22 protein-coding genes and 1 pseudogene are annotated in these 20,971 nt (G+C 56.9%); 12 read left to right on the top strand and 11 right to left on the bottom strand.

The genetic code is table 11. The annotated features are described in order from the left end of the window. Window positions 1–159 precede the first annotated feature (159 nt). Window positions 160–1,470 (top strand): MFS transporter, encoded by a 1,311-nt coding sequence (locus AB4N76_RS28130; protein WP_077430212.1) that lies wholly within the window; start codon window positions 160–162, stop codon window positions 1,468–1,470. 226 nt (window positions 1,471–1,696) lie between these two features. Here AB4N76_RS28130 and AB4N76_RS28125 read toward each other — a convergent pair whose 3' ends face one another. Then, complete coding sequence (locus tag AB4N76_RS28125) at window positions 1,697–2,062, bottom strand: DUF6124 family protein (RefSeq protein ID WP_223525285.1); 366 nt, start codon at window positions 2,060–2,062, stop codon at window positions 1,697–1,699. A 549-nt stretch (window positions 2,063–2,611) separates the two neighbouring features. On the opposite strand from AB4N76_RS28125, the gene AB4N76_RS28120 reads away from it, so the two are divergent. Then, window positions 2,612–3,625, top strand: coding sequence for an aldo/keto reductase (locus tag AB4N76_RS28120; RefSeq protein WP_460163831.1), 1,014 nt, complete (start codon window positions 2,612–2,614; stop codon window positions 3,623–3,625). Window positions 3,626–3,819: 194 nt separating this feature from the next. Then, window positions 3,820–4,707, top strand: a complete 888-nt coding sequence (rarD, locus tag AB4N76_RS28115) for an EamA family transporter RarD (protein ID WP_046027365.1) — start codon at window positions 3,820–3,822, stop codon at window positions 4,705–4,707. Between the two features lie 53 nt (window positions 4,708–4,760). Here the strand turns inward: rarD and hppD are convergent, their stop codons facing one another. Both hppD and AB4N76_RS28105 read right to left on the bottom strand, forming a co-directional pair. Next, entirely contained in the window at window positions 4,761–5,837 is a 1,077-nt protein-coding gene (gene hppD, locus AB4N76_RS28110) for a 4-hydroxyphenylpyruvate dioxygenase (protein ID WP_046027366.1), read from the bottom strand. A 249-nt stretch (window positions 5,838–6,086) separates the two neighbouring features. Then, complete coding sequence (locus AB4N76_RS28105) at window positions 6,087–7,025, bottom strand: DMT family transporter (protein WP_046027367.1); 939 nt, start codon at window positions 7,023–7,025, stop codon at window positions 6,087–6,089. Between the two features lie 77 nt (window positions 7,026–7,102). On the opposite strand from AB4N76_RS28105, the gene AB4N76_RS28100 reads away from it, so the two are divergent. The 3 genes and pseudogenes from AB4N76_RS28100 (at window position 7,103) to AB4N76_RS28090 (ending at window position 10,225) form a co-directional block, all read left to right on the top strand. Further along, the gene (locus tag AB4N76_RS28100) at window positions 7,103–7,975 is read left to right on the top strand and encodes a LysR family transcriptional regulator (RefSeq protein ID WP_460163830.1); all 873 of its coding nucleotides are present in this window, start codon (window positions 7,103–7,105) and stop codon (window positions 7,973–7,975) included. A 115-nt stretch (window positions 7,976–8,090) separates the two neighbouring features. Continuing rightward, a pseudogene (locus AB4N76_RS28095) lies at window positions 8,091–9,625 on the top strand (EAL domain-containing protein). Between the two features lie 234 nt (window positions 9,626–9,859). Beyond that, a complete protein-coding gene (locus AB4N76_RS28090) occupies window positions 9,860–10,225 on the top strand; it encodes a histone-like nucleoid-structuring protein, MvaT/MvaU family (protein WP_046027370.1) in 366 nt (121 codons plus the stop codon). A 176-nt stretch (window positions 10,226–10,401) separates the two neighbouring features. On the opposite strand, the gene AB4N76_RS28085 is transcribed toward AB4N76_RS28090, so the two are convergent. Then, on the bottom strand, window positions 10,402–10,926 hold the full coding sequence (locus AB4N76_RS28085; protein WP_046027371.1) for a DUF4946 domain-containing protein: 525 nt from the start codon (window positions 10,924–10,926) through the stop codon (window positions 10,402–10,404). Window positions 10,927–11,072: 146 nt separating this feature from the next. Here AB4N76_RS28085 and gloA point away from each other — a divergent pair, with 146 nt between their 5' ends. Beyond that, on the top strand, window positions 11,073–11,594 hold the full coding sequence (gene gloA, locus AB4N76_RS28080; RefSeq protein WP_046027372.1) for a lactoylglutathione lyase: 522 nt from the start codon (window positions 11,073–11,075) through the stop codon (window positions 11,592–11,594). A gap of 177 nt (window positions 11,595–11,771) precedes the next feature. Here the strand turns inward: gloA and ahpF are convergent, their stop codons facing one another. The 3 genes from ahpF to AB4N76_RS28065 all read right to left on the bottom strand — a co-directional run bounded on the left by ahpF (window position 11,772) and on the right by AB4N76_RS28065 (window position 15,129). Beyond that, window positions 11,772–13,337, bottom strand: a complete 1,566-nt coding sequence (ahpF, locus tag AB4N76_RS28075) for an alkyl hydroperoxide reductase subunit F (protein WP_046027373.1) — start codon at window positions 13,335–13,337, stop codon at window positions 11,772–11,774. A 139-nt stretch (window positions 13,338–13,476) separates the two neighbouring features. Then, the gene (gene ahpC, locus AB4N76_RS28070; protein WP_007975937.1) at window positions 13,477–14,040 is read right to left on the bottom strand and encodes an alkyl hydroperoxide reductase subunit C; all 564 of its coding nucleotides are present in this window, start codon (window positions 14,038–14,040) and stop codon (window positions 13,477–13,479) included. Between the two features lie 150 nt (window positions 14,041–14,190). Then, on the bottom strand, window positions 14,191–15,129 hold the full coding sequence (locus AB4N76_RS28065) for a site-specific integrase (protein ID WP_046027374.1): 939 nt from the start codon (window positions 15,127–15,129) through the stop codon (window positions 14,191–14,193). 177 nt (window positions 15,130–15,306) lie between these two features. On the opposite strand from AB4N76_RS28065, the gene AB4N76_RS28060 reads away from it, so the two are divergent. Continuing rightward, entirely contained in the window at window positions 15,307–16,317 is a 1,011-nt protein-coding gene (locus tag AB4N76_RS28060) for a DNA-binding protein (RefSeq protein ID WP_046027375.1), read from the top strand. Here the strand turns inward: AB4N76_RS28060 and gorA are convergent. Together gorA and galU are read right to left on the bottom strand one after the other, a co-directional pair. Then, the gene (gene gorA / locus AB4N76_RS28055; RefSeq protein ID WP_046027376.1) at window positions 16,314–17,672 is read right to left on the bottom strand and encodes a glutathione-disulfide reductase; all 1,359 of its coding nucleotides are present in this window, start codon (window positions 17,670–17,672) and stop codon (window positions 16,314–16,316) included. The genes AB4N76_RS28060 and gorA overlap by 4 nt on opposite strands. A 130-nt stretch (window positions 17,673–17,802) precedes the next feature. Further along, the gene (gene galU / locus AB4N76_RS28050; RefSeq protein ID WP_046027377.1) at window positions 17,803–18,642 is read right to left on the bottom strand and encodes a UTP--glucose-1-phosphate uridylyltransferase GalU; all 840 of its coding nucleotides are present in this window, start codon (window positions 18,640–18,642) and stop codon (window positions 17,803–17,805) included. Window positions 18,643–18,923: 281 nt separating this feature from the next. Here galU and AB4N76_RS28045 point away from each other — a divergent pair, with 281 nt between their 5' ends. Continuing rightward, complete coding sequence (locus AB4N76_RS28045; protein WP_046027378.1) at window positions 18,924–19,115, top strand: hypothetical protein; 192 nt, start codon at window positions 18,924–18,926, stop codon at window positions 19,113–19,115. Between the two features lie 139 nt (window positions 19,116–19,254). Then, window positions 19,255–19,536 (top strand): hypothetical protein, encoded by a 282-nt coding sequence (locus AB4N76_RS28040; protein WP_046027379.1) that lies wholly within the window; start codon window positions 19,255–19,257, stop codon window positions 19,534–19,536. A 10-nt stretch (window positions 19,537–19,546) separates the two neighbouring features. Here the strand turns inward: AB4N76_RS28040 and AB4N76_RS28035 are convergent, their stop codons facing one another. Both AB4N76_RS28035 and AB4N76_RS28030 read right to left on the bottom strand, forming a co-directional pair. Beyond that, entirely contained in the window at window positions 19,547–19,777 is a 231-nt protein-coding gene (locus AB4N76_RS28035) for a hypothetical protein (protein WP_046027380.1), read from the bottom strand. Between the two features lie 75 nt (window positions 19,778–19,852). Next, window positions 19,853–20,209 carry a hypothetical protein gene (locus AB4N76_RS28030; protein ID WP_109784754.1) on the bottom strand — a complete coding sequence of 119 codons (357 nt, stop codon included), beginning with the start codon at window positions 20,207–20,209 and terminating at the stop codon, window positions 19,853–19,855. Window positions 20,210–20,421: 212 nt separating this feature from the next. Here AB4N76_RS28030 and AB4N76_RS28025 point away from each other — a divergent pair, with 212 nt between their 5' ends. After that, window positions 20,422–20,724, top strand: a complete 303-nt coding sequence (locus AB4N76_RS28025; RefSeq protein WP_008065357.1) for a DUF1883 domain-containing protein — start codon at window positions 20,422–20,424, stop codon at window positions 20,722–20,724. Window positions 20,725–20,753: 29 nt separating this feature from the next. After that, the gene (locus tag AB4N76_RS28020) at window positions 20,754–20,930 is read left to right on the top strand and encodes a hypothetical protein (RefSeq protein WP_158283912.1); all 177 of its coding nucleotides are present in this window, start codon (window positions 20,754–20,756) and stop codon (window positions 20,928–20,930) included. The last annotated feature ends 41 nt before the right edge of the window (window positions 20,931–20,971 follow it).

The following is a 20,971-nucleotide window of genomic DNA, read 5'->3' as shown; positions in this document are numbered from 1 at the left end:
CCTTGAAAACGGGGTGGGACGGGTTGTTCACCCGCACAGGCCTTGGTCGCAAACCCTGTGCTCAGGCACAAAGACAACAACCCGGGGCGTGACCGAGACTCACTGGGCGATCAACGTTACCCTTGCATCGCAAAAAATCATAATAAAGAGAGAGCCGCCATGTCACAGAGCGCCGCCGCTACCCAGGCCATCGTTGACGAAAAAAACGCCGTCTACAAACGCATTACCTTGCGTTTGATCCCCTTCATTTTCATCTGCTACCTGTTCAACTACCTCGACCGGGTGAACGTTGGATTTGCCAAACTGCAGATGCTCGACGCGCTGAAATTCAGCGAAACCGTGTACGGCCTCGGTGCCGGTATTTTCTTTATCGGCTACGTGCTGTGCGGCGTGCCAAGCAACCTGGCCCTGACCAAGTTTGGCCCACGGCGCTGGATCGCGTTGATGATGATCGTCTGGGGCACGCTCTCGACGTGCCTGCTGTTCGTCACCACCCCGACCGAGTTCTACACCTTGCGCCTGTTCACCGGCGCGGCCGAAGCCGGGTTCTTCCCGGGCGTGGTGCTTTACCTCTCGCAGTGGTTCCCGACCTTCCGCCGTGGCCGCATCATGGCGCTGTTCATGTCGGCGATCCCGGTGTCCGGCCTGCTCGGCAGCCCGTTCTCTGGCTGGATCCTCAATCACTTTGGTGCAGGCCAGGGCGGCTTGGCCGGCTGGCAGTGGATGTTTCTGCTGCAAGGCATTCCGACCATCATCCTCGGCGCCCTCGCCTATTTCCTGTTGAGCGACAGCTACGCCAACGCCAAATGGCTGACCCCGTTTGAGCGCTCGGTGCTGGAAGCGGATCACGCTGAAGACCTGGCCAACAAACCGAAAACCACCACCGATTCGTTGTCGGCGGTGTTCAAGAACCCGGCGATCTGGGCGTTCGGCTTGATTTACTTCTGCATTCAGAGCGGTGTCTACGCGATCAACTTCTGGCTGCCGTCGATCATCAAGAACCTGGGCTTCAGCGACAACATGGTGATTGGCTGGCTGAGCGCGATTCCGTACCTGTTGGCCGCCGTTTTCATGCTGATGGTCGGTCGCTCGGCGGATTTGCGCAAAGAACGCCGCTGGCACTTGGTGGTGCCGATGCTGATGGGCGCAGTCGGCCTGCTGATCGCGGTGAACTTTGCGACGACGCCGGCCATTGCGATTCTCGGCCTGACCATCGCCACCATGGGCGCCCTCACCGGCCTGCCGATGTTCTGGCCGGTGCCGACGGCGCTGTTGAGCGCGGGCGCGGCGGCGGGTGGCTTGGCGTTGATCAACTCGATGGGGCAAATGGCCGGTTTCCTCAGTCCGTACCTCGTGGGTTGGGTCAAGGACAGCACCGGTTCGACGGATGCGGCGCTTTATCTGCTGGCGGGTGTGATTGTGTGTGGCAGCTTGCTGGCGCTGCGCATGACGCGCACGTTGCGGGTGTAAGCCTGTTCTACATCGAAAAAAACGGCCCTTTCGGCTAATGCCGATGAATTTGCAGTAACGCAATTTGTAGCAGCTGGCGCAGCCTGCGTTCGGCTGCGAAGCAGTCGTGAAATCAGACGATGCGGTGTTTCAGGAAGACCACATGTTCCGGTTTTACGACTGCTGCGCAGCCGAACGCAGGCTGCGCCAGCTGCTACAGATCGCGTAGTGGCTTAACTAATCGGTGTTAGACATGGGGGTCGACGTTGTCGAGCATCTGGTTCACCGCCAGTTCGCCCAGCATGACCGAGTTTTGAATGCCCAGCAGGGTGTGGCGCTGTGTTCCGTTCAATTGCCCGGCGAAATCACTCAACATGACACTCGCTGACGCCAACGTCTCGCAGGCATTGACCAGCAGGGTTTCGTGATCGGTGTTGGAGCCTACGAAGTAGATCGTGCTGGGTTTGCGTGGGGTGTCTTTGGGGATGACCGGTTTGAGGTAGTAATCGAGGGCTCGGTCGGCGGCGGTGTTGAGCTTTTTGGAGTCGGTGGAATCGTAGGGGGAAACGTCGTCGGTGTCGGTTTCTGGTGGGTTGGGTGTGATCTTGAACATAGATGAAACTCCTTGCGTCGAATAAGGAGCCATCACTTTCGCTACCAAACGAAGAGGTGGTGGCCATACGCAGGTTGGTAGACCGGGACGCAAGGAGACCGGCGCGCCCGAAGACGCCCTGTGCATGACCACCATAAAGTCGAGACGAAAAACGCCACGAAATAGTGATGCTGCGAACCTTACGTAAATCCCGGGCTACCAAACCCGATCGCTGTTTTTCAGCGACGAGCAAACGATAGAGCCCAGGCCCAAGGCGCACAAGCCGGCGGATTCTGGCGCAGTCGTAGGTAACGGCGCAAGGCTATGTAGCCTCCAGCCCCATCCCTCCCGACCGTTTAAACATGTCTGTTTATTGCCGCCAATTCCCTGTGGGAGCGAGCTTGCTCGCGATGAGGCCGGGTCAGTCGACATCCATGCTGAATGATCAACCGCCATCGCGAGCAAGCTCGCTCCCACAGGGTTCTCCATTGAGCTGATATTCCGATTGCTCCCGACGACGGTTCTGGTATTTGATTGAGGCCTTTCTCCCACCGGTAAAAGGATTTCCTCATGAGCTATCGCACGCTGGGTCATTCGGGTTTGCAGGTCTCTACCCTGACCCTGGGCACGATGATGTTCGGCGAACAGACCAGCACCGAAGATTCCCTGCGGATCATCGACAAGGCCTGGGACCAGGGCATCAATTTCATCGACACTGCGGACGTTTACACGGGCGGACGTTCGGAAGAAATCGTCGGCGAAGCGATTGCCGGCAATCGGCATGAATGGGTGCTGGCGACCAAGGTCGGCTTCGGCCCGGTGGACGGTGTGCAGAACCGCAGCGGCTTGAGCCGCAAGCACCTGTTCAATGGCATCGATGCCAGCCTGACGCGTTTGGGCACCGACTATCTCGACATCTATTACCTGCACCGCGAAGACCACAACACGCCGCTGGAAGTGACGGTGTCAGCGATGGGCGATCTGATTCGCCAGGGCAAGGTTCGTCATTGGGGTTTGTCCAACTACCGTGGCTGGCGCATTGCCGAGGTGATCCGTGTGGCCGATCAACTGGGCGTCGACCGGCCGGTGATCAGCCAGCCGTTGTACAACATCGTCAACCGCCAGGTGGAAACCGAGCAGATGACCGCCGCGCAAAACTACGGGCTGGGGGTGGTGCCTTACAGCCCGTTGGCGCGGGGGGTGCTCAGCGGCAAATACGCGCCAGACGTCAAACCAGACGCCAACAGCCGCGCCGGGCGTGCGGACAAACGCATCCTGGAAACTGAGTGGCGGGTTGAGTCGTTGCGCATTGCCCAGCAGATTCAGCAGTACACCCAGGAACGTGGCGTGGGGATTGTCGAATTTGCGATCGCCTGGGTGTTGAACAACAGTGCGGTGACGTCGGCCATCGTTGGGCCCCGTACTGAAGAACAATGGGACGCCTACACCAAAGCGCAAGCGGTGAAGATTACGGCTGAGGATGAGGCGTTTATTGATTCGCTGGTGGTGCCTGGGCATTCGTCGACACCGGGGTTCAATGATGTGAGCCACTTCGTGTCGGGCCGTAAACCGCGCAATACCTGACGAAACACAATCCACTGTAGGAGCATGGCTTGCCCGCGATGGCATCGACGCGGTCTAACTGACGCACCGTGTTGCCTGCATCGCGGGCAAGCCATGCTCCTACGGTTGATAGGTGTTGATCGGTAGATCAGTGTTTAGATTGAAAACCACGTATCCTCTGCGCCCCGTTTCACGTTCAACCTCGCGAGGGCAGTTTGTCTAAAGGTATCGCTTTATCGGTCACAGCCTCGGTGCTGTTTGCCGTCATGTATTACTACACCTCGTTGCTCACGCCCCTGAGTGGCGTGGAAATTTTTGGCTGGCGGATGCTGCTGACCGTGCCGTGCATGACCGTATTCATGGTGGTGTCCGGTGAATGGAAGCATGTGGTCGGGATTGCTCGGCGCGTCAAAGCGAATCCGAAACTGGCTGCCGGCCTGATCGCCTCCTCGGCCCTGCTCGCGGTGCAACTCTGGCTGTTTATGTGGGCGCCGCTCAACGGCTACAGCCTTGACGTATCGCTGGGTTATTTCCTGCTGCCGCTGACCATGGTGCTGACCGGGCGGATAGCCTACGGTGAACGCCTCTCCTACCTACAAAAAATCGCCGTGTTTTTTGCCTGCCTAGGGGTGGCGAACGAGGTGTATCAAGTCGGTGGCTTTTCCTGGGCGACGTTGCTGGTGTGTATCGGCTATCCGACCTATTTTGTCGTGCGTAAACGCCTGGCAACGGACAACCTGGGCGGGTTATGGCTGGACATGGCGCTGACGCTGCCGGTGGCTTTCTGGTTCGTGCAGAGTGGCGAACAGGGCTTTGGTGTGTTCGATCAACATCCGTGGCTGTCACTGTTGATCCCGATTCTCGGGGTGATCAGCGCTTCAGCATTGGTGGTTTACATCATCGCCAGCCGCTTGTTGCCGTTCAGTCTTTTCGGGCTGTTGAGTTATGTCGAGCCGGTGCTGTTGCTGGGCGTGGCGCTGTTACTCGGAGAAAGCATCAAGCCTGGAGAATGGCTGACGTACATTCCGATCTGGATGGCGGTCGTGGTGCTGGTGTTTGAAGGGTTCAAGCATCTGATGCGACAGCGCCGCAAACCGATGTAACTGAAATGAAAAAGCCCGATCAATTGATCGGGCTTTTTTACATCTACTGCGGTTTAGTCGGTGGACAGCACGCCACGACGAACCTGGTCACGCTCGATCGATTCAAACAATGCCTTGAAGTTGCCTTCGCCGAAACCATCGTCGCCTTTACGCTGGATGAATTCGAAGAACACCGGGCCCATCAGGGTTTCCGAGAAGATCTGCAGCAGCAGTCGCTTGTCGCCCGACTCCGACGAACCATCCAGCAAAATACCCCGCGCTTGCAGTTCGTTGACGGGTTCGCCGTGGTTCGGCAAACGGCCTTCGAGCATTTCGTAGTAGGTTTCCGGCGGCGCGGTCATGAAGCGCATGCCGATGCTTTTCAGGTGGTCCCACGTCTTGATCAGGTCCTCGCTGAGGAAGGCCACGTGCTGGATGCCTTCACCGTTGAACTGCATCAGGAATTCTTCGATCTGCCCGGCGCCCTTGGACGATTCTTCGTTCAGCGGGATGCGGATCATGCCGTCCGGCGCGGTCATGGCCTTGGAAGTCAGGCCGGTGTATTCGCCCTTGATGTCGAAGTAGCGAATTTCACGGAAGTTAAACAGCTTCTCGTAGAAGTTCGCCCAGTACGCCATGCGACCGCGATACACGTTGTGAGTCAGGTGGTCGATGATTTTCAGGCCGGCGCCGACCGGGTTACGGTCCACGCCTTCGATGAACACGAAGTCGATGTCATAGATCGAGCTGCCTTCACCAAAACGGTCGATCAGGTACAGCGGTGCACCGCCAATACCTTTGATCGCCGGCAGGTGCAGTTCCATCGGGCCGGTTTCGATGTGGATCGGCTGGGCGCCGAGTTCCAGCGCACGCTTGTAGGCCTTTTGCGAATCCTTGACGCGGAACGCCATGCCGCACACCGACGGGCCGTGTTCGGCCGCGAAGTACGAAGCGACGCTGTTGGGTTCGTTGTTGAGGATCAGGTTGATTGCGCCCTGACGATACAGGTGCACGTCTTTGGAGCGGTGGGTCGCGACCTTGGTGAAGCCCATGATCTGGAAGATCGGCTCCAGGGTGTTTGGGGTCGGCGATGCGAATTCGATGAACTCAAAGCCCATCAGGCCCATTGGGTTTTCGTATAAATCTGCCATTTTGGCGCCTCATCATGCTTTTAGAATTAACAAATGTTAGTTGCTAGCAATGCTGAGACCAGCGGGTGGCGCACAGGAGATGCCCCGCACGCTGCGGGCGAGGAAGTCACCGTAGATCAATTGAAACCCGAAACTCTTCATTGTCGACCCAAGGCTCTGGCGGGCAAGGCTTCTGCTGCCAGAAGACGTTTATTATTGTATGCGTAAACCGATTCTACACAGCGTAAATCGGTTTGTCCGCCTTCTGTATCAAATCCCCTTTTTCCCTACTCGTGCAAGGGGTTTGTTGCAGAGGAAAATCCCCAACAGGATCAGCCCTCCTCCCAGGCACATCGCCCACGTCAACGGCTCGCCCAGCAGCAGCGCTCCAAGGATGACAGCGGTCAGCGGGTTCAAGGCAATGAACACGCCAGCGCGCGTCGCGCCAATCTGACGGATGCCGTCGTAATACCCGATGTAGGCCAGCGCCGAGCCCAATACGCCGAGGTACATCAGGCTCAGCCATTGTTGCGGGCCGAGGCTCTGGAGCGCGCCGAGACTCAATTGGCCACTCGCAGCACTCGTCACCCACAGCATCACTGTCCCCAGCAGGATCGAATAGGTCACGGTCTGCACCGGCCCCAAGGACTGATTGAGGCCTTTGGAAAACAGCGAGTAAATACCCCAGCCGAGCACGCAGCCGAAAATCAACAGGTCACCGATCCAGGCATCGGCATGACCGGCCAGCCACTGCGGATTGCGGCTGACAATCACCACACTGGCGCCGCCAATACAGATGACGATGCCGGCGACTTTCGCCCGACCCAATCGCTCCTTGAACAGCAACCACGAAGCCAGGCCGATCACAGCCGGGTTCAGCGCGACGATTAATGAGGCGCGCGAGGCATTGATGTAATGCAACCCGTAAAAGAAGCACAGGTTGTAGAAGAAGATCCCGAAGAACCCCAGCAGCGCCAGTTGCAGCCATTGCCGTGAGCTCGGCCGGGATAAAGGAATTCGGGCCAGCAGCAGAAACAGCAACAATGCTGCGCTGGCCAGCAAGAACCGAAGGCTGGCGGCGAACAACGGGTTGAGGCTGTCGGCCAGGAAACGCCCCGCAACGAATGTCCCACCCCAGATCATGGTGACGGCAGCAAGTTTCCAATAAACCGCGCTTTGGGATGGCGCTGTTTGCACAAAGGTCGTCATGAGAGAACAAAACCGGACTGAAGTAGATGCCGTATCATCAGACTAATGATCGATCATCGTAAAATGAGTAAACACTCATGACACTCAGTCAACTTGAAATCTTTTCGCTGGTTGCTGAACTGCGCGGCTTTACGGCGGCCGCCAATCGCCTGGGTATCTCCCAATCGGCGGTTTCTCATGCACTGAAGTCGCTGGAACAAGAGTTGGGCGTCGAACTGATGCGGCGTCATCAGTCCCAGGTGGAGTTGAGCGACATCGGCCAACAGCTTTTGCTGCGCGCCAGGGCAATGCTCGGCTTGGCCAATACCTTGCGCCAGGAAGCCGCGGATGCGCGCGGGATGAAACGCGGCACGTTGCGCATCGGCTCGTTTGGCCCGACCTCGTCGATCAAGCTGCTGCCGTTGATCCTGCAGCATTACCGCGCGGCTCACCCGGGCATCGAAGTCCACATAGACGAAGGCCCAGACCGCCAAGTGTTGCAATGGCTTGAGGAGCGACGCGTCGATATCGGTTTTGTGGTGTTGCCGCAGGAGCGTTTTGACACCTTTGTACTGATCGAGGACCAGATGGTTGCTCTGCTTCCCGCCAATCATGCGTTGGCAAGTCATGACGCTTTAAGCCTGAGTGACTTGTGCCACGACCCGTTCGTACTGACGGAAGCCGGGTCGTCGGAACTGGTGTCACGGATGTTCAACGCCGCCCGGCTGACACCGAACATCCGTTACCGCTGCTCACAATTGATCAGTACGCTGGACACGGTCAGTCGTGGCGATGCACTGACCGTCGTCGCTGAAGGCTCGCTACCTGAAGACAACAACTGTCGCTATGTGAAGAAACCGCTGTCGCCCCCCGTCATGCGCCATGTCGGGCTGGCGGTGCTTGATCAGCGCCAGTCTTCACCCGCCACGCTGGCGTTTATCAAACTGGCCACGCGCCTGAACGCCCGTTGAGCAGCACAAGCGTCAAGGGCCAACTATCATGGCCTCTACCTGCACTCTTTTTGGGAGGCGTGTTGTCGTCCTGCCAGCATTTGAGAGCCCTGATTCTTCGTGAGAGGTTTCGCGAATGCCATTGAGCGCCAAAAGTCGTCGCCCGTTGCGCATCCGCATCATGGTGAGCCTGCTATGTGGATTGCTCCCGGTGTTATTGGGCTTTGCCATTCTCTATATGCAGGCTGGACGTGCTCTTCAGCAAAGCACCCGGGTGACCGCCGACGAAGCCCTGCGCCAGTTCGAACTGATGCTGGACAACACGGCGCAATCCGCGAGCGAGTTGCTGCCGTTGGCCGGGCAAGACTGCAACGACGTCAAACTGGCCTTGCGTGAACAGGTCACGCGCCGTCCGTTTGTGCGCTCGGCCAGCCTGGTGTGGGAGGACAACCTCTATTGCAGTTCGTTGTTCGGCGACTCTCAGCAAAAGGTCGACGCCAAGGACTATGTACAAGGCAAGTTGTGGCTTATGAATGGCAACCCTGTCACCCCCGATACGGCGTTGCTGGTGTATCGCCTGAACGAGGGGAAACAGGGAGCGCTGACGACGCTGGACGGTTACCACTTGACTAACGTGCTGCGCCTGATTGGTCGCAAGACAATATTGTTGCTGCAAGTGGGCCCGAACTGGTTGTCCGTCGACGGCAAAGTCCACGAAGACGCCCTGCCCGTCTTGCCCTTGGCCGAAAGTGAACTCACGTCCTCGCGCTATGCCTTTTCGGTCGTAGCCGGTTTCCCCGAGGGGGAAAACTGGCGTTACATGGCCAGCGAATACCCGCCGCTGTTCAGCCTGCTGATTTTTTTGGCGTGGCGTCGGGTGCCATCGGCCACGTCCTGCAAAGGCGTTCATGGTCACCCATTCATGAAATGCAGCGCGCCCTCGCAGCCGAAGAGTTTGTCCCCTACTTTCAGCCTGTGGTGCATGGCGATACCCGGAAGTGGTCCGGCACCGAAGTATTAATGCGCTGGAAACATCCCAAGGAAGGCCTGGTGCGGCCCGACCTGTTCATCCCTTTCGCCGAAGACTCCCGGTTGATCGTGCCCATGACCCGCTCGCTCATGCGCCAGACCGCACAGTTGCTGGGGCCTGTTTCTTCTACGTTTGCCGAGCCCTTTCACATCGGCATCAATATCACCGCCAGCCACTGCAACGACCTGGAACTGGTCAAGGACTGCCGTGCGTTTCTAAGCGCCTTCGCACCCGGTTCCATCCACCTGGTGCTGGAACTGACCGAGCGCGAACTGATCAAGCCGAGTGACATTACGCTTGAGCTGTTCGAACAGCTTCATGCACTGGGTGTGATGATCGCGATAGACGACTTCGGTACCGGGCACTCGAGCCTGGGTTATCTGCGTCAGTTCAACGTGGACTTCCTGAAAATCGACCAGAGTTTCGTTGCGATGATCGGCATCGACGCCCTCTCACGACACATTCTGGACACCATCATCGAACTCTCGGTCAAGCTCGACCTGGGAATTGTTGCCGAAGGTGTGGAAACGGAAGAACAAAGTGACTATCTGACCGCTCACGGTGTGAACTTCCTGCAAGGTTATCTGTTCGGCCAACCGATGCCCGGTGCCGAGTTCATTAACGCATTAACCCACCATTAACTAACGCCTCTAAAGCGACGAGACATCGACACCGCGCACCAATTTGAATCAAAAGACTACTGTTGTTACATGAAGAAAAAGTCAGGATTTACTCTTGGCCAATTAACTACTACAATTTTTCATGCCTGTGCAAGATTGGCAGGTGAGCCACTATCACCGAGTCGCTTCAAGGCTCTTGGCTTATAGCTTTGTTTGCGGTTGGTATCAGCCAAACACACTATTGGAGTAAAGATATTGTCCAGACTCGCTGAATTTCGTGCAGCTGAAAAGGCCCTTCAGGAACAGCTCAAGCAGCTGGAATCGCTGAAGAATGATGCCGGGCTCAAGAAAGAAATCGAATTCGAAGAAAAGCTCCAGGGGCTGATGAAAACCTACGGCAAAGGCCTGCGTGACATCATCGCCATTCTCGATCCGAACCCGGCAAAATCCGGTCTGCAACAAGCAAAAACACCTAAAACCCGCCGCGCTCGCGTGGTCAAGGTCTATCAGAACCCGCACACCGGCGAACTGATTGAAACCAAGGGTGGCAACCACCGAGGCCTGAAGGCCTGGAAGGAACAATACGGTGCCGCCACCGTTGATTCCTGGCTGCGCGGCTAACAGCTAGCGGTTATAAAAAAGCCCTGCCAATGCAGGGCTTTTTCATGGATACCCTCTAAATGCAACGATTAGTAGGGCTCAACTCGCAACTTACCGATTAACTTTGCGCTTAATGCCTTTGGGTATCTAAAAATTTCGGTTCAAGCCAAAATCCGCTTCCACGTAAAATCCCGGCACTAAAGTTTCAAGCTGTTTCGTACCCCCTCAATTTCTTCCTGACTTGCCTTATAAGCCTCGGCCTGCCCCGCAAACGAAAGTACATAGGCTTTATCGTCGTCCACCGCACCCACCAATGTTTGCGACAGCACATGTCGCCCGTTTTGGGTGATGGTGCATGTAGTTTCCAGCGCCGACAGACGGCTCAACGTCGCGGGATGAATTTTGTTGCAGACACTTTGATAGCCGCTTTGAAAGAAGTCCTTCTGCACCGCCTTGCGCATCTCCAGCAGCACGCCTTGCACATTCACCTGATGACCGCTTTCAACCTGAGTCATGGTCAACTCCATGACCATCACTGGCGTGCCACCTTCATCGTTTTTGACCGCACGCTGACGGGAAACAGCAGCGCTGGCACCCTCTTGCGCAAGGGGCTCGACCACCCAGCCACTTGGCCACGTCACTTGGGGCGCCTCTGCCTGTGCGCTGGCAACCGCAGACAAGATGCCCAACAGGGCAAACATCGGCTTATAGAATCGAACCATTGCAATAAACACTCACGGATTGAGCCGCAAAGTCTGAGCCTCGGCCGCTTGTCAGGCAATAGCAGACTGTTTGGGTTTGGTGATGTCTGAGGCGTTGCGTATCATTGTTGCCATTCGTTAGCCCCACTTATTTTTCCGGAGGGCCCATGAGCCTGCACGAATTGAACACCTTCCCAGGCGTCACCGCCCAGCCTGACACCGCGACCCAGAAGTTCGTCTTCAACCACACCATGCTGCGGGTCAAGGACATCACCAAATCCCTGGATTTCTACACCCGCATCCTCGGTTTCACACTGGTGGAAAAACGCGACTTCCCGGAAGCCGAGTTCAGCCTGTATTTCCTCGCCCTGGTTGACAAAAACCAGGTTCCGACCGACGCCGCTGCTCGCACCGAGTGGATGAAATCGATCCCCGGCATTCTCGAACTGACCCACAACCACGGCACCGAGAACGACCCTGACTTCGCTTACCACAACGGCAACACCGACCCGCGTGGTTTCGGTCATATCTGCATTTCCGTGCCGGACATTCGTGCTGCCTGCGAGCGCTTCGAAGCACTGGGCTGCGATTTCCAGAAGCGCCTGAATGACGGACGCATGAAAAGCCTGGCCTTTATCAAGGACCCGGATGCTTACTGGGTCGAGATCATCCAGCCAGCACCGCTGTAATCCGCACCAAATATCCCCTGTGGGAGCGGGCTTGCTCGCGAAAGCGGTGTGTCATTTAGCAGTGATGTTGGCTGACACACCGCCTTCGCGAGCAAGCCCGCTCCCACATTTGATCTGCGCAAGGCACAAAAAAACCCCATGATATCTCATGGGGTTTTGTGTTTTCAGTATCGGCGTTTACGCCGGAGCGGAAGTGCGGATCAAGTGATCGAATGCGCTCAGGGAAGCCTTGGCGCCCTCGCCCACGGCGATCACGATCTGCTTGTACGGCACGGTGGTCACGTCACCGGCGGCAAATACGCCCGGCATCGAGGTTTCACCACGCGCATCCACAATGATCTCGCCACGAGGCGACAACTCGATGGTGCCCTTGAGCCAATCGGTGTTAGGCAGCAAACCGATCTGCACGAAGATGCCTTCGAGGTTGACCGTGTTGAACTCGCCTGAATCGCGATCCTTGTAGACCAGCCCCGTAACCTTCTGGCCATCACCTTTTACTTCGCTGGTCAGGGCGCTGGTGATAACGGTGACGTTAGGCAGGCTGAACAACTTGCGTTGCAACACCGCATCAGCGCGCAACTTGCTGTCGAATTCCAGCAGCGTAACGTGGCTGACGATACCGGCCAGATCGATAGCCGCCTCAACGCCTGAGTTACCGCCGCCGATCACCGCGACGCGCTTGCCTTTGAACAGCGGACCGTCGCAGTGCGGACAGAAACATACGCCTTTGGCCTTGTATTGCTGCTCGCCCGGCACACCCATTTCACGCCAGCGGGCGCCGGTGGCAAGGATCAGCGCCTTGGTTTTCAGCGTGGCTCCGCTTTCGAAACGAACCTCATGCAACTCGCCGGGATTCTTCGCCGGGATCAGTGCCGTGGCCCGCTGCAGGTTCATGATATCGACGTCGTATTGCTTGACGTGTTCTTCGAGGGCGCTGGCCAATTTCGGCCCCTCGGTTTCCTGCACGGAAATGAAGTTCTCGATGGCCATGGTGTCGAGCACCTGCCCACCAAACCGTTCTGCCGCGACGCCAGTGCGAATACCTTTACGCGCCGCATAGATCGCGGCCGAAGCACCGGCTGGCCCACCGCCGACCACCAGCACATCAAAGGCTTCTTTGGCGCTGATCTTCTCGGCTTGACGCTCGATACCGCTGGTGTCGAGTTTGGCGAGGATTTCTTCCAGGCCCATGCGGCCCTGGCCGAAGTTCACGCCGTTCAGGTACACACTGGGCACCGCCATGATCTGACGGTCATCGACTTCAGCCTGGAACAGTGCGCCGTCGATGGCGACGTGGCGGATGTTCGGGTTCAGCACGGCCATCAGGTTCAGCGCCTGAACGACGTCCGGGCAGTTCTGGCAGGACAGCGAGAAGTAAGTCTCGAAGCAGAATTCGCCTTTTAGCGAGCGGATCTGTTCGATTACTTCAACACTGGCTTTCGAAGGGTGGCCGCCGACTTGCAACAGCGCCAACACCAATGACGTGAATTCGTGGCCCATCGGGAGGCCGGCAAAACGCAGGCTAATATCAGCTCCTGGGCGATTGATCGAGAACGATGGCTTGCGTGCATCATCACCGTTATCGAGCAAAGTAATCTGGGTGGAAAGACTGGCAACGTCTTTCAACAGTTCGAGCATTTCCTGGGATTTCGCACCGTCGTCGAGGGAGGCAACGATCTCGATCGGCTGGGTGACCCGTTCCAGGTACGATTTCAACTGGGCTTTAAGATTGGCGTCCAACATACGGGCGATTTCCTTTCTGGTGTTTCATAAAAAGCAGACATAAAAAAACGCCCGAGCGAATCTCGCCCGGGCGTTTTTATTGGGCGGTGCAGCTTACTGAGTAGGTGCGGCGTACCGCCCTGATGAAGCGCTCACAGACTTAGATCTTGCCGACCAGGTCCAGGGACGGTGCCAGAGTGGCCTCGCCTTCTTTCCACTTGGCTGGGCAAACCTGGCCTGGGTGAGCAGCGACGTACTGGGCAGCCTTGATTTTGCGCAGCAGCTCGGAAGCGTCACGGCCAACACCGCCATCGTTCAGTTCAACGATTTTGATCTGGCCTTCAGGGTTGATCACGAAGGTGCCACGGTCAGCCAGACCGGCTTCTTCGATCAGCACGTCAAAGTTGCGGGAGATGGCGTGAGTCGGGTCGCCGATCATGGTGTACTGGATTTTGCCGATGGCTGGCGAAGTGTTGTGCCAGGCAGCGTGGGCAAAATGGGTGTCGGTGGAAACGCTGTAGATCTCGACGCCCAGCTTCTGGAACGCGTCGTAGTTATCAGCCAGGTCTTCCAGCTCGGTCGGGCAAACGAAGGTGAAGTCAGCCGGGTAGAAGAAAACGACCGACCACTTGCCTTTCAGGTCAGCGTCCGAGACTTTTACGAAGTCGCCGTTTTTGAATGCGTCAGCTTTGAACGGTTTAACTTGGCTGTTGATGATAGGCATCGATGACTCTCCGTCAGGGTTGAAAAGTTTGGTTGAGAAGTTGATGGGGTGAATCCTACCCAACCGATCCCCGGATGGCTCATTGGCAAACCTGATGCTGCTGATTTGTTTTCGCTATTAGCCGACGGTATTAATAGAAGAAAACGTGATCTACAGCGCCACTGGTTTTTCAGTGACCCGAGCCATTCCGAGAAACGGGCTAGCTTCAACATAGCGCATGGCGGACTTCATATCCTTCCAGCCCACGTAACTCATCAACGACTTCAAGTCCCAACCGCTCTGATGCGCCCAACTGGCAAACCCGCGCCGCAAGGAGTGACTGGTGTAGTGCTCGGCGGGAATACCGGCACGTTCCAGCGCCTGACGCAGTAACGGGATGACGCTGTTGGCATGCAACCCCTCCTCGCTCAAGTGACCCCAGCGGTCAATGCCGCGAAACACCGGCCCGCGAACCAATGCCGCCTCGTTGATCCAGGCGATATACGCCTGCACTGGACACAAGCGCTGCAAGGCAGGCGTCTGATAGGTTTTCCCAAGGTTTTCGCGATCGCTTTTGCTGCGCGGCAAATAGACGGTGATGCCCGAGCCGGCGCTGGCATGCACGTGCTCAATCTGTACGCGGCACAACTCATCGCTACGGAAACCACGCCAGAAGCCCAACAGGATCAGCGCCATGTCGCGCCGCGCCCTGAGCAGAGTCGGTTGGTCACCTTGAGATTTGGCGGTTTGTGCCTCCAGCTCAAGCCAGGCCACCACCTGCTCCAGATGCTGAAGCTGCAGGGGCTCGGCCTGTTTCTCTTGAGCCGGGTGCAACGCACGGATGCCCTTGAACACTTTTTGCACCACCGGCGACTTGGTCGGGTCGGGAAACCCCTGGCTGTTGTGCCACTGCGCCAGCGCCGACAAACGCAGCTTCAACGTATTGATGGACAACACGCCCGCATGCGCCACGAGGTAGCGCGCAACGCTGTCGCTGGTAGCCGGCAAAAAACCGCCCCAACTGACCTCGAAATGCTCGATGGCTGCCCGGTAGCTGCGACGGGTGTTGTCGCGCGTAGCGGCTTGTAGGTATCGATCCAGCTCGGTCATCGGCTCAATTCTCTAAACGTACCGCTTTGGCGGGTCTAAACGCGCGGCGCGGCTGATCACACGGGGTAATACCAGTATATCCCGCATGACAAACTGACATCATTTATCTTTATTTTTCAGATGGTACACTGCGTACTTTAGTGGCATGTACCACAGTACGAAATCGTAGGAGAACTCATGGCTCGTGGCGGTGTAAATAAAGCAGTGGTGCAAGCAGCACGTTTGGCGATCCTCGCCCGCGGCGAAAACCCAAGCATCGATGCAGTACGAATCGAAATGGGCAACACCGGCTCGAAAACCACCATTCACCGCTACCTGAAAGAACTGGATGACGGTCGCGAACGCGCCGAGCCTGCGCCAGAGCCTATCGATGATGAGCTGGCAGGCCTGGTTTCGCGCTTGGCACAACGCCTCAAGGAGAAGGCTCAGGAACCCATCGATCAGGCTCGCGAGCAGTTTGATCAGCAGCGAAAAACACTGGAAAGCCAGCTTACAGAGGCCCGGGAAACCAACGCCGAATTGCATCAGCAATATGAGATGCAAAGCCTGGCCCTGACACAGGAATCGGAATCGCTGCAAGAAACCCGCTCGATGCTGCAAACCGAACAAACCCGCAACGCCGGGCTGAATCAGGCACTGGCCGGCTTCGAATTGCGCCTGCAGGACAAGGACGAACAAATCCGCTCGCTGGAAGAGAAGCACCTGCACGCGCGCGAGGCATTGGAGCACTATCGCAACGCCGTCAAGGAACAGCGCGAACAGGAACAAAGCCGCCATGAAAGCCAGGTGCAGCAGATTCAGATGGAACTGCGTCAGTCGCAACAGAGCGCAATGGTGCGCCAGGACGAAATCACTCAACTGCACCGTGACAACGAGCGGCTATTCACTGAAAACCGTGGCACCCAGAGAGAGCTGAACCTGTTGCAGGATCAACTCAAGCAAACCAACACGCGGCAAGACCAATTATTGGAGCAGGTCAATCGTATCGACAGTGAGCGCACCCTCCTCCAGGAACGCTTGCGCGTCGCCCTGCTGGAAAGCCAGGCGTTGAAGCAGAGTGTCGACGAGCAGTTGCAGGCGAATAAAGCGCTGGAAATCGAGTTGCTCAAGACTCAGGCGAGCCTGGATGAAAGCCTGCGCCTGGCGGCCGTCGTTGCGACAGCGCCAGACGCAACCAAGGACGATTAACCGGCGACAGGCGTACGCATGGTGACGAACTCTTCGGCGGCCGTCGGGTGCACGCCGATGGTTTCATCGAAATCGCGCTTGGTCGCTCCCGCTTTCAATGCAATTGCCAAACCCTGAACGATCTCACCGGCATCCGGGCCGACCATGTGGCAGCCCAGAACCTTGTCGGTTTTGGCGTCGACCACCAGTTTCATCAGCGTGCGCTCCTGGCATTCCGTCAGGGTCAACTTCATCGGGCGGAAGCGGCTTTCGAAGATCACCACCTCGTGGCCGGCTTCGAGAGCATCTTCCTCGCTCAAGCCAACGGTGCCAATGTTCGGCAGACTGAACACGGCCGTCGGGATCATTTTGTAATCCACTGGGCGATATTGCTCGGGCTTGAACAAACGTCGCGCCACGGCCATGCCTTCGGCCAATGCAACCGGCGTCAGTTGAACACGACCAATCACATCACCCAGCGCCAGGATCGACGGCTCGGCTGTCTGATACTGATCATCAACTTCGACAAAGCCTTTCTTGTCGAGCTTGACGCCCGTGTTTTCCAGACCAAGGTTGTCGAGCATCGGGCGCCGGCCGGTCGCGTAGAACACACAATCGGCTTCCAGCTCGCGGCCATCCTTGAGCGTCACCTTCAGGCTGCCATCAGGCTGCTTGTCGATACGCTCGATGTCGGAATTGAACTGCAGGTCCATGCCGCGCTTGGTCAGCTCTTCCTGCAAATGCTTGCGTACCGCACCGTCGAAGCCGCGCAGGAACAGCTCACCGCGATACAGCAACGTGGTACTGGCGCCCAAGCCATGGAAAATACCCGCGAACTCAACAGCAATATAGCCACCGCCCACGACCAGAACGCGTTTCGGCAGCGCCTTGAGAAAGAAGGCCTGATTGGAACTGATTGCATGCTCGTGCCCCGGAATTTCCGGGATCTGCGGCCAGCCGCCGGTAGCAATCAGGATATTTTTAGCGGTGTGGCGCTCGCCATTGATCTCGACCGTGTTCGGGTCGACGATTTTGGCGTGACCTTCATGTAACGTCACGCCGCTGTTGACCAGCAAATTGCGGTAAATGCCATTCAGGCGATTGATCTCACGGTCCTTGTTGGCGATCAGCGTGGCCCAATCGAACTGAGCCTCACCCGGTGTCCAGCCGAAACCGGACGATTGCTCGAAGTCCTCGGCGAAGTGCGCACCGTAGACCAGCAACTTCTTCGGCACGCAGCCGACGTTCACACAGGTGCCGCCCAGGTAGCGGCTCTCGGCCACCGCCACTTTCGCGCCATATCCGGCGGCAAACCGCGCAGCCCGCACACCGCCGGAACCCGCGCCAATCACATACAAATCAAAATCGTAGGCCATTTTCAATCTCCTCGGCAGTCCACCAGCATACCCGCAGACGCCCACCGGGCAAGCACTGCAAACGATATGGGGCCAGAAAATGAAAAAGCCACCCGAAGGTGGCTTTTCAATACAAGCGGGTCAGGCGCTATCAGTAAGCCTTGCCGGTCTTGTAGAAGTTCTCGAAGCAGAAGTTGGTCGCGTCAATGTAGCCTTCAGCGCCACCGCAATCGAAACGCTTGCCTTTGAACTTGTAGGCAATGACGCAACCGTCCTGCGCTTGCTTCATCAGGGCGTCAGTGATCTGGATCTCGCCACCCTTGCCCGGCTCGGTCTGTTCGATCAGGCTGAAAATGTCCGGCGTCATGATGTAACGGCCGATGATCGCCAGGTTCGAGGGTGCATCTTCAGGTTTTGGCTTCTCGACCATGTTGCGTACACGGTACAGGTCGTCACCAATCAGGTCGCCGGCAATCACACCGTATTTGCTGGTTTCCTGCGGATCTACTTCCATGATCGCGACGATGGTGCAGCGATACTGCTTGTACAGCTTGACCATCTGCTTGAGCACGCCGTCACCTTCGAGGTTGACGCACAAGTCATCCGCCAGTACCACGGCGAACGGTTCGTCGCCGATCAGCGGACGACCGGTCAGGATGGCATGGCCCAGGCCTTTCATTTCGGTCTGGCGAGTGTAGGAGAAGGAGCACTCATCCAGCAGACGACGGATACCGACCAGGTATTTCTCTTTGTCGGTGCCCTTGATCTGGTTTTCCAGCTCGTAGCTGATGTCGAAGTGGTCTTCCAGGGCACGCTTGCCGCGACCGGTGACGATGGAGATTTCGGTCAAGCCGGCATCCAGAGCTTCTTCGACGCCGTACTGGATCAGTGGCTTGTTTACCACCGGCAGCATTTCTTTAGGCATGGCTTTAGTCGCTGGCAGGAAGCGAGTACCGTAACCGGCTGCTGGGAACAAGCATTTCTTGATCATATAAGTCCTTGAAAGGGCTGTGTGTACGAGTTTCGGCGCAGTCTAATCAGGCGGCGCGCACCTTACAATGCCCCGCACTGGCTAACCGATGCCATCATAGAGAAATATTCTCGCGGATAGTTCCGCAAATAGCCAAGCAGTCATTCTGCAGCCTCAATAGATAGCAGAGATCAGCGGACAATCAAACGAGCTTGCGAATGCACCACAATACGCCCATCGGCACTCTCCCAGTGCATTTGGCGCTATCATGGCGCAATTGAACCAGCCAACGAGGCAGATAGATGTCGGAAGCAAAAAGCATCAACGGGTTCCTGATCATTCAGGCGAAAGACGGCCAATGGTGGATAAACAACTTCGGCGGCGGCGAGAATATCGCCGGGCCATTCACTAGCGAAGCGCTCGCGATTGAAGTGGCATCCGTATTGCAGCTTGAACACCCAACCGTCAAACGCCGCGGTAAAGACAAGACTTGATCTGAACCCGCTTTTTGACCAAGCCCTGCTTCGCGCAGGGCTTTTTTGTGGCGCCTGCAAAGAAGTGGCCCTTCGCTATAACCTTTTGATGCCAGCGCTGTCACAGGCTTAGCCCCATCATCCTGACGACGACAATGACATGACAAAATTTTTGCCTCTGATTGCAGTATTGGCCCTGAGCGGCTGTGCCACCTCGGAACCGGCTTATCTGAAAAACGGCGAGCAGGGGCTGGCCATCGACTGCTCCGGCGAAGCCAACTCCTGGGCCACGTGCTACGAAAAAGCCGATACCTCCTGCGCTGGCACCGGCTACCGGATTGTCGGCACCGACGGCACACCGTCAACCAAGGAAAGCGACAAGACCCTGGGTGTCGACGTCGGCAATTTCAAGAACCGGAGCGTGGTTGTGGTGTGCAAGTAAGGCGCTGACGCTATATGTGAATTTCAGCAAATTTGATCCCGAGACCGCGCACGGTCTCGATCAAGTCGTCGAGACGACAGAAAGATTCGACTTCATCGTTATCGTCCACCAGAAAATAGCTGCGCCCGGCGCTTTTCTTGAAAAACACGATCCATTCCCCTGAATTCGCCGGATTCTGAATCACATGGGTGGCAGAGATGTGGCCCTCTGCATGGCGCTCCCGAACCTGCTCTCGCTTCATGCCCGACTCCAGAAATGACAATGCCGTCAAAGCAAAACCTTGACGGCATCAATGTTGATTGCGGCGAGTAGTCTATCAGCCGGAAATACAGGTATTGGCTGCTTTCTGCACGTCTTTTGGACGCACTGGCACATTGGACATCCGCTCATGCAGCTTGATGCTGCTACCACCGGAGCGTTCTTCAATGTCAAAGACAGCTGCCGGATCCGAGGAGAACTTCGCCGGAACAATCACGCGCATCCCGTCCTTGTGCGGCTCCACCTGTAGAGCGCCACGGCTCTCGGCCAGTTGTGTAACCAGACACTGCGCGTACTCATGGGGCTTCTTGCCTGAGATCACGCTCATGGTCGGCAGCGTCTCGTTGATCTCCGAAACACTCGCGCAGCCACTCATGACCAACGCCACCGGCAGGACTAACACACCCCACTTCATACAAAACCTCCGATAAAGACCCTCGGACAGCGCAAATGCTGATTTTCTCCGAGGCGTACCGCTTTTATCGCTCATAGAATTCCGAATAACTGTTTTTAATTGTCAAAGCGGACCCCGACGACCCGATAATAACCTGTTCGGGCTGATAAACTGCGCCAATCGCCCATGCTATCGTTTTGATTTTGTAGAAAAAGCCCTTCTGGAGGCGCCCCATGAAATTTATCCACCAGCGCGAGCACCTCAATGAAGACGACATTGTCGTCATCCAGTGCTCCCAAACGTGCAACATCCGCTTGATGAACGACGCCAACTTCCGCAGCTTCAAAAATGGTGGTCGTCACACTTACCACGGCGGCGCATTCGACACCTTCCCGGCCCGGATCACCGCGCCGAGCACCGGTTTCTGGAACATCACCATCGACACGGTCAACCGCCGCCCGATCAGTGTTACACGTAAACCGACCCTGACTCACTCGATCAAGATCATCCGTCGCTCCAGCTCGAAACTGAGCTGAGCAACGTCCGCAGACGAAGAAAGGCAGACATGACCGTGGCTCAAACGACCAAGTACGTCATCAAATACAAACTCAACGGTGAACGCCGCTTCGAGTTTGCCCAGCTTGAAAACGGCACCGCCGAAGAAGCCAAGGCCGCGCTCGATGCCATTCATGGCCAGAGCGAGGACGTCATCAGCGAGATCAGCGTCAGCAAAGCGCTGTAATAGCCTGCGGAGCGACCACATGGATGTTGGCTCCCGATTCT

The organism is Pseudomonas sp. S2_F03, assembly GCF_054668335.1.
This window is presented reverse-complemented; position numbering and strand designations above follow the sequence as displayed.